The sequence below is a fragment of the Pseudomonas sp. PsB genome (assembly GCF_043658375.1).
GTDB classification, from domain to species: domain Bacteria; phylum Pseudomonadota; class Gammaproteobacteria; order Pseudomonadales; family Pseudomonadaceae; genus Aquipseudomonas; species Aquipseudomonas putida_Z.
On the sequence record NZ_JBIGLU010000015.1, the window covers coordinates 42731 to 57080 of the forward strand.

Annotated in this window: 16 protein-coding genes; 10 read left to right on the top strand and 6 right to left on the bottom strand. The window is 64.7% G+C overall.

Annotation, left to right across the window (positions count from 1 at the left end; genetic code table 11):
- Positions 1-36: 36 nt before the first annotated feature.
- From ACGLHT_RS18125 to ACGLHT_RS18135, 3 genes are all read left to right on the top strand, one after another.
- On the top strand, positions 37-315 hold the full coding sequence (locus tag ACGLHT_RS18125; RefSeq protein ID WP_003259403.1) for a hypothetical protein: 279 nt from the start codon (positions 37-39) through the stop codon (positions 313-315).
- Positions 316-332: 17 nt separating this feature from the next.
- Positions 333-1112, top strand: coding sequence for a CHAD domain-containing protein (locus ACGLHT_RS18130; protein ID WP_137163461.1), 780 nt, complete (start codon positions 333-335; stop codon positions 1110-1112).
- Between the two features lie 77 nt (positions 1113-1189).
- Entirely contained in the window at positions 1190-1987 is a 798-nt protein-coding gene (locus ACGLHT_RS18135; RefSeq protein WP_085592892.1) for an acyl-CoA thioesterase II, read from the top strand.
- Between the two features lie 331 nt (positions 1988-2318).
- Here the strand turns inward: ACGLHT_RS18135 and ACGLHT_RS18140 are convergent, their stop codons facing one another.
- The 3 genes from ACGLHT_RS18140 to ACGLHT_RS18150 all read right to left on the bottom strand — a co-directional run bounded on the left by ACGLHT_RS18140 (position 2319) and on the right by ACGLHT_RS18150 (position 5292).
- Positions 2319-2687: an Mpo1-like protein gene (locus ACGLHT_RS18140; RefSeq protein ID WP_038409214.1), complete on the bottom strand. Its 369-nt coding sequence runs from the start codon at positions 2685-2687 to the stop codon at positions 2319-2321.
- 76 nt (positions 2688-2763) lie between these two features.
- Positions 2764-4242: a methyl-accepting chemotaxis protein gene (locus ACGLHT_RS18145; RefSeq protein ID WP_137163462.1), complete on the bottom strand. Its 1479-nt coding sequence runs from the start codon at positions 4240-4242 to the stop codon at positions 2764-2766.
- Positions 4243-4494: 252 nt separating this feature from the next.
- Positions 4495-5292 carry a TatD family hydrolase gene (locus ACGLHT_RS18150; protein ID WP_137163463.1) on the bottom strand — a complete coding sequence of 266 codons (798 nt, stop codon included), beginning with the start codon at positions 5290-5292 and terminating at the stop codon, positions 4495-4497.
- Positions 5293-5450: 158 nt separating this feature from the next.
- Between ACGLHT_RS18150 and ACGLHT_RS18155 the strand changes: the two genes are divergently transcribed.
- From ACGLHT_RS18155 to greB, 4 genes are all read left to right on the top strand, one after another.
- Entirely contained in the window at positions 5451-6857 is a 1407-nt protein-coding gene (locus ACGLHT_RS18155) for a transglycosylase SLT domain-containing protein (protein WP_137163464.1), read from the top strand.
- A gap of 113 nt (positions 6858-6970) precedes the next feature.
- Entirely contained in the window at positions 6971-7408 is a 438-nt protein-coding gene (locus ACGLHT_RS18160) for a DoxX family protein (protein WP_015269705.1), read from the top strand.
- 223 nt (positions 7409-7631) lie between these two features.
- Positions 7632-7940 carry a hypothetical protein gene (locus tag ACGLHT_RS18165; protein WP_063914015.1) on the top strand — a complete coding sequence of 103 codons (309 nt, stop codon included), beginning with the start codon at positions 7632-7634 and terminating at the stop codon, positions 7938-7940.
- Between the two features lie 11 nt (positions 7941-7951).
- A complete protein-coding gene (greB, locus tag ACGLHT_RS18170; protein ID WP_013971895.1) occupies positions 7952-8425 on the top strand; it encodes a transcription elongation factor GreB in 474 nt (157 codons plus the stop codon).
- Between the two features lie 126 nt (positions 8426-8551).
- Here the strand turns inward: greB and ACGLHT_RS18175 are convergent, their stop codons facing one another.
- Positions 8552-11059 carry an ABC transporter permease gene (locus tag ACGLHT_RS18175; protein ID WP_274120477.1) on the bottom strand — a complete coding sequence of 836 codons (2508 nt, stop codon included), beginning with the start codon at positions 11057-11059 and terminating at the stop codon, positions 8552-8554.
- A complete protein-coding gene (locus tag ACGLHT_RS18180; protein ID WP_016714756.1) occupies positions 11059-11742 on the bottom strand; it encodes an ABC transporter ATP-binding protein in 684 nt (227 codons plus the stop codon). Before ACGLHT_RS18180 ends, ACGLHT_RS18175 begins: the two co-directional genes overlap by 1 nt.
- A 10-nt stretch (positions 11743-11752) precedes the next feature.
- Here ACGLHT_RS18180 and ACGLHT_RS18185 point away from each other — a divergent pair, with 10 nt between their 5' ends.
- The 3 genes from ACGLHT_RS18185 (at position 11753) to ACGLHT_RS18195 (ending at position 13795) form a co-directional block, all read left to right on the top strand.
- Entirely contained in the window at positions 11753-12358 is a 606-nt protein-coding gene (locus tag ACGLHT_RS18185; RefSeq protein WP_274120478.1) for an arylesterase, read from the top strand.
- 58 nt (positions 12359-12416) lie between these two features.
- Positions 12417-12707 (top strand): hypothetical protein, encoded by a 291-nt coding sequence (locus ACGLHT_RS18190; protein ID WP_025338431.1) that lies wholly within the window; start codon positions 12417-12419, stop codon positions 12705-12707.
- Between the two features lie 110 nt (positions 12708-12817).
- Entirely contained in the window at positions 12818-13795 is a 978-nt protein-coding gene (locus ACGLHT_RS18195; RefSeq protein ID WP_003259779.1) for a L,D-transpeptidase family protein, read from the top strand.
- A 132-nt stretch (positions 13796-13927) separates the two neighbouring features.
- Here the strand turns inward: ACGLHT_RS18195 and oprI are convergent, their stop codons facing one another.
- On the bottom strand, positions 13928-14179 hold the full coding sequence (gene oprI, locus ACGLHT_RS18200; RefSeq protein ID WP_003259780.1) for an outer membrane lipoprotei OprI: 252 nt from the start codon (positions 14177-14179) through the stop codon (positions 13928-13930).
- Positions 14180-14350: the final 171 nt, after the last annotated feature.

A 14350-nucleotide genomic window follows, 5' to 3' on the forward strand; every position in this document is an offset into this window, starting at 1 on the left:
CAAAAAGCCAACGTTTTTTCTTTTGAGGTATTACCGATGAAAGCCTGGATCTGCCTTCCCTTGATCGCCTTGGCCCTTGCTGGCTGCGCGGGCAAGACGGCCTACCGCGAGAGTTGCGCGACCCAACTGGATGCCGCCTGGAAGGAACTGGACCTGGCCAAGGCCGAAGGCTTTGCCGGTGCCGTGAGCTACTCCAAGGCCTTGTCGTTGCTGACCGGGGCCAAGACCCAGCAGCAGTTCGAAGGTTATGAAAGCTGTACCAGAAAAGCCGAAAAGGCCCGTTTCTATATTCGTGAGTCTCGCGCCGGGCGCTGACCAAGGAGCGTCTTTCGATGTCTGCCATGCTCGATCATGTGGTTGCCCAGATAGTGGCCTTGCAGGTGCGCCTGCTGGCCTGCCGCGAGCGCCTGGCTGCCGATACCGACAGTGAGGCCTTGCATGACCTGCGCACCACCCTGCGGCGCCTGCGCAGCCTGCTACGGCCGCTGCGTGGGCTGCCGGGGGTGGAGCAACTGGAGGACGCCGCCAAGTCGTTGGGTACACTGACCACTCCGTTGCGTGACCGTGAGGTGCTGGCGGCCGAACTGATCGGGCGTGGTTTTGCCGAGGCCGGGCAGCGGCGCCTGGAAGGGCGTGGCAGGACCTTCGCCAGTGTTGCCGCCAGCCCGCAGCTGACCCGGGTGCTGGCGATTGTCGACGCGTTTCCGCTGTTCCTGCGTGCAGCTGGCCGCGAGGGCCTGGTCAAGGCGTTGGAAAAGCGTATCGACAAACGCCTGGTCAAACAGTGGCGCAAGTTGCACAAAGCGCTGCAGGACCCGGCCCACGATCGCCATCGCCTGCGTTTGCTGATCAAGCGTGCGCGCTACGGTGATGAGGCATACCCGCAGCTCGACCATGCGGGCAAGCAGTTGCGGCGCTTGCTGAAGCAGGCCCAGGGCGACCTGGGTGACTGGCATGATCGCCTGCAATGGCTGCTGCAGGCGCGCGACCATGCCGACCTGGCACCGTGCAAGGCCGCCTGGGAGCAGGAGTTGCACGAGGCCGAGCGCCATTCGGATGTGACGCTGGATGCACTGCAGCAGGCGCTGGCGCGGCGAAAGCCCGAAAAATGACCGATATGCGGGCTGATCGACAGGGGGTTGCTGGCTAGGATGGACAGACCTTTTTCGCTGCAGGCAGGAGCCGGCCAATGAATTTCAACCAACTGCTCGACGCCGTGCGGGCCAACCCCGAAGCGGTGAGCGTCCCGCCAAGCTGGGCCCAGGGTCGCGCCGCCTTTGGTGGGCTGATGGCGGCCATGGTGTATGAAGCCATGCGCCAGAAAATCTCCGATGACCGCCCCGTGCGTTCGCTGGCCATCAGCTTTGTGGCGCCGGCCGCGGCGGATGTGCCAATCCGCTTCGACGTGGAGGTGCTGCGTGAAGGCAAGGCAGTCAGCACCTTGCTGGGCCGTGCCGTTCAAGACGGCCAGGTGGTGACCCTGGTGCAGGGCAATTTCGGTGCGGGGCGGCCATCGGTGGTCGATGTGCCGGCGTTGCCGGCAACGGAAATGAAAGCGCTCGAAGACGCAGCCCCCGAGTTGCCCCATATCAAAGGCGTTACCCCGGAGTTCATGCAGCATGTGGCCTTGCGCTGGGCGGTGGGTGGGTTGCCGTTCAGTGGCAATCAGTCGCGCCAGATGGGCGGCTGGGTACGTTTGCGCGGGGTGGCCGAAGAACCGGTCAACGAGGCGCACCTGCTGGCGTTGGTCGATGCCTGGCCACCGAGCCTGATGCCGTTTCTCAAGCAGCCGGCCGCCGGCAGTACGTTGACCTGGACCATCGAATTCATGCAGCCCACGGCGCAGCTGTCGACCCTGGACTGGTGCCGTTATTGCGTGGAAACCGAGCATGCGCGGGATGGTTACGGGCATGCCGCCGCCGCGTTGAGGACGGCGCAGGGTGAGTTGCTGGCCTTGAGCCGGCAGACGGTTACCGTGTTTGCCTGACCGAACCCGGGAGCGCGTTGCGCTCCAATGGCGACACAAGGCCGCTCTCATGGAACAACACATAAATCATTGATTTAGCAGGGCCCCTGTGGGAGCGGGCGTGCCCGCGAAACGGCCAACGCGGTGTATGGCACCGGCTCCGCCGGTGTTCGCGGGCATGCCCGCTCCCACAAGGGATTGTGGCTCGCTCTCGAACATTGTTCCCTGTGCGACAGCGCAGCCCAAAGCGCTGGGCAATCTCCCACAGGGATCGCGTAAATTTCAGGACATGCGCGGTTCTTGTGGGAGCGGCCTTGCGTCGCGATTGGGCTGCAGAGCAGCCCCAATGGCATCAGCGCCGATGCTTGTGTCGTTCCCGCCAAGCCTTCCACCAGGCCCCACTCAGCAAGAAGCGCGGAAAGGTGATGAACTGCTCGGTCAGCAGGCGTTGCACGGCATCCTTGCGGTTGGCGAAGGGCTCGGGTTGCTCGGCTTCCAGGCGATGGCCCTGGCGCTGCAGGCCCAGGCCGGCGATCAAGGCAATGATGCCAACGGCAATCTGGCCCAGATCCAGGCCGAACAGGCCGGACAGAATCAGCAACGCGCCAAGGATGAACAACGGCACGGCGATCAGGTGCAGCACCAGGTTGGTCGGGTGGCGGTGGTTGTGGTGGTAGCCGCGCCATTGCCAGGCGGGCAGGTTGGGCAGGCGTTTGCTCATGGGCATTTCCTCTCGGTCATGCCCAAAGCTTAGTGCGCCCCCCCAGGCGAGGGCCAATCGAGGCTGGCTATGGTGACTATAGCTTGAGCTGGCCAATGGCCTTGTTCAGTTCACCGGCCAGGGTTGCCAGTTCGCTGCTGGTGGTCGCCGAGCCCACGGTCTGTTGCACGGTCTGTTCGGTGACATCGCGAATACTCACCACGGCGCGGTTCATTTCCTCGGCCACCTGGCTTTGCTGCTCGGCTGCCACGGCAATCTGGGTGTTGCTTTCGCGCATCTGCGCCACGGCACCGGTAATCTCGGCCAGTGCTTCGCCGGCCTCCTGGGCCTGCCTGACGCAGTCGTCGGCCTTGTACGAGCTTTCCTGCATGAAATCCACTGCATCGCGGGTGCCCGACTGCAGGGCCGAGACCATGGTGGTGATCTCGTCGGTGGAGTTTTGCACGCGCTTGGCCAGGTTGCGCACTTCATCGGCCACCACGGCAAAGCCGCGGCCCAGGTCGCCGGCGCGCGCTGCTTCGATGGCGGCATTGAGCGCCAGCAGGTTGGTCTGCTCGGCGATGCTGTGGATCACACTGACCACGCCATTGATCTTCTGGCTGTCTTCGGCCAGCTGGCGAATCATCTCGGCAGTTTGCTGAACGCCGCTGGACAGCCCGGAAATCGAGTCCTGCACCCGGCTGACCACCTCCTGGCCGCTACCGGCCAGGGTGTCGGCGGTTTGTGACAGGTCACGGGTGGCGCCGGCGTGCTGGGCGATGTGGTGCACCGTCGCCGACATTTCGTTGATGGCGGTAGCGGCCTGGTCGGTCTCGCTCTGTTGGCCGAGCATGCCGTGGCGCACGTCGCTCATGCTCGCAGCCAGGCGCGCGGCACCGGAGTCCAGTTGCGCTGCGGTGTGGGCGACGGTACTGACCACGCGGTGGTAGGTCGCCTGCATGGCATTGAAGGCCCCGGCCATCTGGCCGACCTCGTCGCCACAGGCCAGCGGCACGCGGGCCGACAGGTCGCCGGTTTTTTCCACGTGCAGCATCACATCCTTGAGCGTGTTGAGCTGGCTGAGCAGGAAGCGGATCAGCAGCTGCGAGGCGCCGAGCATGGCCAGCATCAGGATCAGCACGCATACCGCGTAGTTGCTGAAGCGGTCGAGGAACACCTGGCGCAGGCTGGGCGACTGGGCCAGCACGGCCATTTGCTGATCGCCGTTGCGCAGCACCTGCGCGCCCTGTAGCGGGTTGTTGCCCAAGAGCCGGGCGGCGGGCAGTTCGACCCAGCCTTGGGCATTGCGCAGGGCCTCGAGGGGTTCACCGGCGAAGGTGGGCGTTTGCCCGGCTGACCAGCTGATGACGTTGGCCGGGCGGGGCAGCTGCTGGCCGGCCGGCCAGGCAGCCAGCAATTGGGCCTGCGCGGCCGCCTGGGCCTGCGCGGCCTCGGCGCGGGCGCGTTGCTCCAGATGCACGGCATAGAGCACCAACAGCAAGGTCGTGACAAAGGCCACCGCGTTGACGGCCCAGAACTTGTACTTCAGGGAAACATTGCTAAGCCAGGCACCCATGGGCAGGTCTTCTCTGAGTTGAGCGGGAACAATATTGGCAAGGTGCCATCATTGTGCCTGCGCAAGCCAGGGCCTTTCTTGATGTGCATCAAGAAAATTCTGCCGCAAGTTCTGACGCGCTTTTGAGCGGCGTTGTGTCGCGATAGGGGTGCGAAGCGCCCCCAGGTTTTCAGCTTCGCCGCATAGATTGCCGGGGCCGCGTTGCGGCCCTTTCGCGACACAAGGCCGCTCCTACAGGAGAACGCGACGGGTTCAGGGGAGTCGGAAAAACGCCCGCGCCGTTGCCGTGGTATGCGCCGCCGTATGTTCGGTCGACTCGCCCCGGTGCAAGGCCACTTCACGCAACACCTCCGGCAGGAACGCTGGTTCGTTGCGCCCGTTCTTCGGCTTGGGCCGCAGGCTGCGCGGCAGCAGGTAAGGCGCATCGCTCTCCAGCATCAGCCGCCCCTCGGCAATGTTGCCCACCAGCGGATGCAGGTGGGTGCCACGGCGTTCGTCGCAGATCCAGCCGGTAATGCCGATGTGCAGGTCCATGTCCAGGTAGGCGAACAGCGCGTCGCGCTCGCCGGTAAAGCAGTGCACCACTGCGCCGGTCAGGTGGTCGCGGTAATCCTTGAGGATCGCCAGCAGGCGTTCGCTGGCGTCGCGTTCGTGCAGGAACACCGGCAGACGCAGCTCGGCAGCCAGTGCCAACTGTGCCTCCAGGGCTTTTTCCTGCAGCGGGCGAGGGGAGAAGTCGCGGTTGAAGTCCAGGCCGCATTCGCCCACGGCGCGCACGCGTGTTTCATTCAGCAACTGGCGCAACTGGCGCTCGCTGCCGGCATCCCAGGTTTTGGCATCATGAGGGTGTACGCCTGCCGTGGCGAACAGGTGCGCGCCGCTCGCATCCAGTTGCTGGCACAGCTCCAGCGCCTGTTCGCTGACCGCCAGGCTGGTGCCCGTCAGCACCATCTGCGTGACCCCGGCCTCAAGGGCGCGCTCGACGATTGCCGCCTGCTGGTCGTGGAAACTGCTGTTGGTCAGGTTGACGCCGATATCGATCAGTTGCATGGTGCTATCTCGTGCCGCGGGGCGGCCAGCATAGCAAAAACCGTGTTTTTCTGAAAAAACCAAGAACTTCATGCTGTTGCCGTGGTCTTTTGCCGTCATTTCTCTCTTGGCGGTGCAACCCCATGGATGCCGCCCACCGACCACGGACACGTTTTCGCATGCAGCGATGCTGGCTCATTTTCCTGCTGACGCTTGGGCTGACCTTGACCGGGCCTGCCCACGCGCGCGTGCCGGGACCGCAGCAGAACATCGCGCCGGCCAAGGTCCGTGACCTGCAGCAGATTCGCACCAGCCAGGTGCTGCGGGTGCTGGTCAACCAGAGCCGCAACAGCTCCGGTGAGGTCAAGGGCGAGCCGGTCGGCATCGAGTACTATCGCTTGCGTGCCCTGGAGCATTACCTCAATGCCCGCGCCGCCGACGGCCAGGAGATCCAGCTCAAGCTGATCCCGCGGGCCAAGGAGCAATTGCTCGGCGCTTTGGCCCGTGGCGAGGGTGACCTGGCCGCGCCGGGTGAACTGCTCGACCCCGCCGTAGTGCGCGGGGTCAGCAGCAGCGCGCCGGTGCTCGAGCAGGTGCCGCTGCTGCTGGTGGGGCGCAAGGGCGAACGCAGCTTCAGCCATGTCGAGCAGTTGTCCGGGCGTACCGTGGCCCTGACCAGCGCCAGTGCCGCCGGCCCGTTGATCCAGCAGGTCAACCAGCAGCTGGCGCTGCGCAAGCGCGCGCCGATCAAGGTGGAGTGGGTCGACTCGACCCTGGCGGTGGAGGATGTGCTGGAAATGGTCCAGGCCGGCATCTATCACCTGACCGTGGTCGAGCAGCCGATCGCCCGGCGCTGGGCCCGGGTGATGCCGCGCCTGCGCCTGGACAGTCGCGTAAAACTGGGGGCGCCGCAAGCCATGCGTTGGTATGTGAGGCCCGATGCGCCGCAGTTGCAGGCCACGGTCGATCGCTTTCTGCAGGGCTACCGCGCGCCGGACAACCAGGACGCCGCGTTCGAGCGCATCTACCGCCGCCAGTACCGGGTGCACGACCCGTTGGCCAGCAAGAATCGCCAGCGTCTGACCGCGCTGCGGCCGGTGCTGCAGAAACACGGTGAGGCGCAGCAGATCGACTGGCTCAACCTGGCCGCGCTGGCCTTCAAGGAGTCGACGCTCAACCCGGCAGCGCGCGGCACCGGTGGGGCCCATGGCCTGATGCAGATCACTCCTTCGGCGGCGCAGCGCGTGGGGGTGAGCAACACCGCCACGGTGGATGGTAATGTCCAGGCCAGCGCCCGTTACCTGGCGCTGATCCGGCGCAAGTTCTTTGCCAGCGCCAAGATCAACGAGCGCGAGCGCATGGCCTTCGTGCTGGCGGCCTACAACCTGGGCCCCGAGCGCGTCCAGGCCATGCGCGCCGAAGCGCGGCGGCGCGGGCTGAATGGCGACCAGTGGTTCTTCCAGACCGAACGTATCGCCATGGAGCAGGTGGGCATGGGGCCAGTCAACTTCGTCAATAGCGTCAACAAGTACTTTGTAGCGTTCAACCGGGAGCGTGCCGCGCTGGAGCGTGTGGCTAAACGCTGATAAATCGATTTTGTCGATTGTTATGTTGGGTTTTTTGCGATTTTCATATCTATCGAATCGATTATGATGGCGCCCATCCCAACACAACTTCCCCGCTTCAAGGAGTCTTCGACATGAATAACGCTACCCTCAACGCTCTGTTCTCCACCCGCGCCGGCGCAGGCCTGAGCGTCATCCGTATCCTGGTCGGCATCATCTTCATTGCGCATGGCGCGCAAAAACTGTTCGGCATGTTCGGTGGCTATGGTCTGGAAGGCACCGGCCAGTGGATGGAGAGCATCGGCCTGGCCCCGGGTTACCTGATGGCCCTGTTGTCTGGTAGTGCCGAGTTCTTCGGCGGCCTGGCCCTGGTGATCGGCCTGCTGGCCCGCCCGGCGGCCCTGGTGCTGGCGGTAACCCTGGTGGTGGCGATCCTCTCGGTGCATATCGGCAACGGTCTGTTCATGTCCAACAACGGCTATGAGTTCGGCCTGGCCCTGCTGGCTGGCACCGTCGCGGTACTGATCGAAGGCGCTGGCCGCTTCTCGCTGGACCGCCTGATCGCCCGCTGATCCACCGCAAATGCCAAGATACAAGCCTCAGGCCGATCACTTTCGGCTTGAGGCTTGTATCTTGCCGCTTGTAGCTCTAGCATACCGTCTGCGCCGATTTAAACAGCTACTTGCGGGGCGCAGGAAAGCCCCTCTCCGGGTCATCCGAAATACCGCTAAAGCGCTGGTTCGGTGACGCCTCCCACCGCTGCCCAGCGGGATTCGCGAGGCGGAGAGAAGCTCCATGAGTTGCCCACGTACCAGTGTCTGTTTGAGTCCCTTGCCTGCCAGCCAGGCGTCCCGCACACCGCGCATCCTGCTCGGCGGCCAGCATCAACCCACTCTTTTACGTCACCTTGAAGGCCTGTCCCGGCGCAAGGGCCAGGCGCGTGCATTTCTGATCCAGTTCGCCGATACCGGCTGCCACCTCGCACAGTATGGCAATGACCGTTTCGACCTGGCCGTGATCCAGGCCCCGGCGCCGGACGAGGCCGCCGAAATCATCGGCCACATCACCCGCATTGCGCGCCAGGGCCTGATTACCCGCCGCTGAGGAGCGCGCTGTTGAGTACCAACATCATCACCACGGAAGGCCATGAGGCGCTGAAGAAAGAACTGGACCACCTGTGGCGGGTATACCGCCCGGAGATTACCCAGAAGGTTACCTGGGCGGCATCGCTGGGCGACCGCAGCGAGAATGCCGACTACCAGTACAACAAGAAGCTGCTGCGCGAGATCGACCGCCGGGTGCGTTACCTGCGCAAGCGTCTTGAAGATGTGAAGGTGGTGGCCTACTCGCCGCAGCAGGAGGGCAAGGTGTTTTTCGGTGCCTGGGTGGAGATCGAGAACGACGAGGGCGAGACCATGAAGTTTCGCATTGTCGGGTATGACGAGATCTATGGGCGCAATGACTACATCTCGATCGACTCGCCCATGGCTCGTGCCTTGCTGAAGAAGGAGGAGGGTGATGAGGTGGTGGTGCACACACCTACCGGTGAAGCGACCTGGTATGTGAACAGCATCAGCTACGGGCAGTGATCTGATGTTGCCTGTGCGGGCCTCTTCGCGGGCTTGCCCGCTCCCAGGGGGCCGACACAGGTTTCAAGTACTGTGGTGAACCTGTGGGAGCGGGCGCGCCCGCGAAGAGGCCAGCACGGGCTGTCATCAACTCTCGCGTAAAACCGCCAACGGGCTGGCATTCAACGCCCGCCGCGTTCCCAGCACCCCCGCACCACCTACCAGCAACGCCCCTGCCAGCGGCAACAGCAGCAACCACACATGCGGGCTCCATTGCAGGTCGAAGGCATAGCGGTACAGCACCAGGGTAATCAGCTCGCACCCGACCGCCGCCAGCAAGCCGCTGGCCGCACCCAGCAAGCCGAACTCGATCCGCCGCGCTTTGACCAGTAATGGCCGCGCCGCGCCCAGCGCGCGCAGCAAGGCGCCCTGGCGGATGCGCTCGTCCAGCGTTGCCTGCAAGCCAGCGAACAGCACCGCCAACCCGGCTGCCAGCACGAACAGCAACACATACTCCACCGCCAGGGTCACCTGGGCGAGAATGCTGCGCAGCTGATCGAGCAAGGCGTCCACCTGCAGGATGGTCACCGCCGGAAATGCCCGTGACAGCGCCACCACATCCAGGTCATGGCCCGGTGCCAGATAGAAGCTGGTCAGGTAGGTGGTCGGCAGCCCCTGCAACGTGCCGGGCTGGAAGATCATGTAGAAGTTCGGCTGGAAGCTGTCCCAGTGCACGCTGCGCAGGCTGCTGACCCGGGCCTGCCGCTGCTGGCCGCCGATGTCGAAGGTCAGCAGGTCGCCCAGTTGCAGCTTCAGGCTGCTGGCCAGTTCCGCCTCCACCGACACACCGGGGATTTCATCTTCGGCGGGCAACGCCTGCCACCAGTTGCCGCCCGTCAGTGCATTGCCTTCGGGCAGTTCGGCTGCCCAGGTCAGGCTGAGGTCGCGCTGCACGGCGCGCTCGCCTGCCGAGTCCTTGCTGACCACCTGCTGCACCGGTTGCTCGTTGATGCGCACCAGGCGGCCGGGTGTCACCGGGTACAGCGGTGCCGAGGTGGCATTGACCTGCTGCAGGTGTTGGGCGAAGGGCTCACGGTCATCCGGCAGGATGTTCAGGGCGAAATGGTTGGGGGCATCCTTGGGCAGCTGAGCTTGCCAGGTGTCGAGCAGTTCCGCGCGCAGCAGCGCGACCAGGGCCATGGCCAGCAGGATCAGGCCGAAGGCCAGGGCCTGGCCGGCAGCGGCCATGGGGTGGCGCAGCAGTTGGCCCAGCCCCAGGCGCCAGGTCAGTGGTGCCCCGGCCAGCAATTGGCGCAGGCTGCGCAAACCGAGCAGCAGCAGGCCACCGAGCAGCAGCGCGGCGACCATGCCGCCACCGAGCAGGGCGAAGGTGAGCAGCAGGTCGAGGCTCAGGCGCCACATGATCAGGCCCAGGGCGAACAGGGCCGCGCCGTACACCAGCCAGCTGCTGGGCGGTATCGGCAGCAGGTCGCGGCGTAGCACGCGCAGCGGCGGTACCTGGCCCAGGGCGGCGATTGGCGGCAGGGCGAAGCCGGCCAGGGCCACCAGCCCGGTAGCAATGCCGGCCAGGGCCGGGACGATGCCGCCTGCAGGCACCACGCTTGGCAGCAGGCCATGCAGCAGGCGGAACAGGCCCAGTTGGGCCAGCCAGCCGAGCAGTGCGCCGGCCAGCGCGGCGACCAGGCCGAGCATGGCCAATTGCAGGCAGTACAGGACCAGTGCCTGGCGGCGCGAAAGACCCAGGCAGCGCAGCAGGGCGCTGGCGTCCAGGCGGCGTAAGGCATAGCGGCTGGCCGACAGGGCCACGGCGACGCCTGCCAGCAGCACCGCCACCAGGCTGGCCATGTTCAGGTAGCGCTCGGCCTTGCCCAAGGCGCCGCCGACCTGCTGGTTGCCATCGCGGGTGTCGCGCAGGCGCTGGTTGGCGGCCAGGTCCTTTTTCAACGCCCCGCGGTACTGGGCCAACGCTTCGGCATCGCCGCGCCACAGGTCGCGGTAGGTGACCCGGCTTCCCGGTTGGATCACGCCGGTGGCCTGCAGGTCGGCCAGGTTCATCATTACCCGTGGGGTAAGGCTGTAGAAGTTGTTGGCGCGGTCCGGTTCGTAGGTCAGTACGCGGCTCATGCGCAGCGTCTTCATGCCCACGTCGATGCTGTCGCCAACCTTCAGCCCCAGTGCCGCCAACAGGCGTGGCTCGACCCATGCTTCGCCAGGTGCCGGGCCGCCGCCCGGGGTTTCTGCGGCATAGGGCTCCGCGGCACTGCGCACTTGCCCGCGCAACGGGTAGGCACCATCGGCAGCCTTGACGCTGGACAGCTGGATACCGTTGTCGCCGCCGACCACGCTGGTGAACTCGACCACCTGGGCGTGGCGCAAGCCAAGCGCCTTGCCGGCTTCTATCTGCTGGTCGCGGGCCGGGGCACTGCCCTGCAGTACCAGGTCGGCACCGAGGAACTCGCTGGCGCGCAGTTGCATGGCGCCGTTGAGGCGGGCACCGAAATAGCCGATGGCAGTGCTGGCCGCGACCGCTACCAGCAGGGCGAAGAACAGCACGCGCACTTCGCTGGCGCGAATGTCGCGCAGCAACTGGCGCAGGGCCAGGCCGCACAAGCGGGACAGCGGCATGTGGTTCATCAGGCCTCCACCGGGGCCACCAGGCGGCCCGCATCCAGGCGGATCTGGCGGCGGCAGCGCCGGGCCAGGCGTTCGTCATGGGTAACCAGCACCAGGGTGGTGCCGCGTTCCTTGTTCAGTTCGAACAACAGGTCGCTGATGCGCTCGCCGGTGTGGCTGTCGAGGTTGCCGGTGGGTTCGTCGGCGAACAGCACTGCAGGTTGCGCGGCGAAGGCACGGGCAATGGCCACCCGTTGCTGTTCGCCGCCCGAAAGCTGGCGCGGGGTGTGGCTCAGGCGCTTGCCCAGGCCGACCCGCTCGAGCAGGGTGCGCGCGTGTTCGCGGGCGTCGCGGCGGCCATCCAGCTCCAGCGGCAGCATGACGTTTTCCAGGGCGTTGAGGCTGTCGAGCAGCTGGAACGACTGGAACACGAAGCCCACATGTTCGGCGCGCACCCGCGCGCGCTGGTCTTCATCCAGCGGCCCCAGGTCGTGGCCAGCGAGGATGACCTTGCCGGCGCTGGGCTGGTCGAGGCCGGCGAGCAGGCCGAGCAGGGTCGACTTGCCCGAGCCCGAGGCGCCGACGATGGCCAGGCTGTCGCCCTGGGCCAGGTCGAGGGACAGCGCGTGCAGGATGGTCAGGTCACCTTCCGCGCTGGGGACCACTTTGCTAAGGTTCTGCGCAACGAGAATGCTGGGGCCCATGGAGAATCCGATGCGAGTGTGGTGGTTGAGTGCCGGTCTGGCCCTGTATTGCCTGGCCCAGAGCGCGGCGGCGGGAACACTGCTGGTTGTCGGCGATAGTATCAGCGCCGGTTTTGGCCTGGATACCCGCCAGGGCTGGGTCTCCCTGTTGCAGACCCGCCTGCGGGACGAAGGTTTCGACGACAAAGTGGTCAATGCATCGATCAGCGGCGACACCAGTGCAGGTGGCCAGGCGCGGCTGCCGGCGCTGCTTGCAGCGCACAAGCCGAGCCTGGTGGTGCTGGAGCTGGGTGGCAACGATGGCTTGCGCGGGCAGTCGCCAGCGCAATTGCAACAAAATCTTGCCTCGATGATCGAAAGTTCGCGCAAGGCCGGTGCCAAGGTGGTGCTGCTGGGCATGCGCCTGCCACCCAATTATGGCATGCGCTACACCACCGCCTTCGCCCAGGTGTATGAACATCTGGCGGCAGAAAAACAGGTGCCGCTGGTGCCGTTTTTCCTCGAGGGGGTAGGGGGCGTGCCTGAGTTGATGCAGGCGGATGGCATTCACCCGGCCCAGGCTGCCCAGCAGCGCCTGCTGGAAAATGCCTGGCCGGCGATAAAACCCTTGCTGTGAAGCTTTAAACGGCGCCGGCTTTCGGCTAATGTTGCGCCCCCCGTTTCGAGTGCCACCGATGCCGCGCCCTGCCTGGTCCTTGTATGCCTACCAACTGATCGAGCCTGATGAGCAGCTCGACCTGTTCGCCTGCCAGGAAATCCGCGTCCACCTCGTGGCCCGCCAGCTCGAGCTGGGCGTACCGGCCGACCGCACGCTGTGCGGTGGCCTGCTGCCGGCGCAACCGCGCTGGTCGGGGGTGGCGCGCTCGATCTACCGCGACGGCCGCCTGTGCGACCTGTGCCGCGCCATCCTCGATGCCCAGCGGCGCGGCATGCGCCCGGTGTGGCCGGAGCTGCAGGGCGCCTGAACACGCGCCTTTCATCATCTGGAACGCTTGCATGGCGCCAATGCCTCCCGCTTGCATCGGCGCAGGTGTACAATCGATTCTCTTGACCCACCTTTCGAAGGATTTACCGGATGTTGCCGCGCTTTCCTGCCGTCACCCGTAGCCTGTCCCTGGCCGCCCTGCTGGTAGCAGGCCCCGCTGCTGCGCTGGAGCTGCCACTGCCACCACCCGGTGAAGACATCATCGGCCAGGTGCATGTGATCAAGGCAAAGTACGAGGACACGTTCGCCGATATCGGCACTGCCAACGACCTCGGCTACCTGGAAATGATCGCCGCCAACCCGGGCGTGGACCCATGGCTGCCAGGTGCCGGTACCGAGATCATCTTGCCGACCCGCTACATCCTGCCGCCGGGCCCGCGCGAGGGCATCGTCATCAACCTGGCCGAATACCGCATGTACTACTTCCCGAAAGGGCAGAACGTGGTGCATACCTTCCCGCTGGGCATTGGCCGTGAAGGCTGGGGTTCGCCGATCGCCAATACCAAGATCACCGCCAAGACGCCGAACCCGACCTGGACCCCGCCAGCGTCGATCCGTGCCGAGCACGCGGCTGACGGCGACATCCTGCCGAGCGTGGTGCCGGCCGGCCCGGACAACCCGCTGGGGCCGTTCAAGTTCACCCTCGGCGTGCCGGGCTACCTGATCCATGGTTCGAACAAGAAGTTCGGCATTGGCATGCGTACCAGCCACGGTTGCTTCCGCATGCTCAACAACAACGTGCTGGAACTGTCGAAGATGGTGCCGGTGGGTACGCCGGTGCGCATCATCAACGAGCCCTACAAGTTTGGTATCAGTGGCGGCAAGGTCTATCTGGAGGCGCACACGCCGCTGGACGACCAGGGTAATCCGTCGGTGGTCGATAAACACACTGCTGTTATCAACGCCTTGCTCAAGCGTGAAGACCTGGCCAATAACCTACGCATGAACTGGGACATGGTGCGTGACGTGGTGGCCGCGGAAGATGGCATGCCGGTGGAAATTGCCGTGCCGACCGAAAACCAGGGTGGCGCACCGATGGTTTCGAGCATTCCGCCCGAACTGCAGTAAGGTAATTGCGACACACCCGGGCCTGCCTTAGTGCAGGCCTTTTCGTTTCTGCCTGGCGCGTTTGCCTTGTGCGCAGTCAATAAAAAAGCCGACCCACAAGTGGGTCGGCTCCATAACAATCCGTGAGGATTATTACTTGCGGCTGGCTTTGTCCAGCATACGCAGAGCGCGCTCGTTGGCTTCGTCAGCGGTCTGCTGAGCCTTCTGAGCGGCTGCCAGTGCGTCGTCAGCCTTACGGTAGGCTTCGTCTGCACGAGCTTGAGCGCGAGCTGCTGCGTCTTCAGTCGCAGTCAGACGAGCTTCGGTTTCTTTGGATACGCTGCTGCAACCGGTAGCCAGAACTGCGGCCAGAGCCAGAGCAGAGAATTTCAGAACGTTGTTCATCGTGTTCCCCTTCAAGGACTTTCTATTAAATAGCCATCTCTCGGAAAAGAGAAACTGGCCGGCGTACATAGTACCCATTACTTGTAGTAAGTAAACTGACTAAGCGCAAGAACTGCAAAAAAAATGTTGCTTGACGCCTTTCCGACAAGATTTGCGACACGCCTGTGAAAA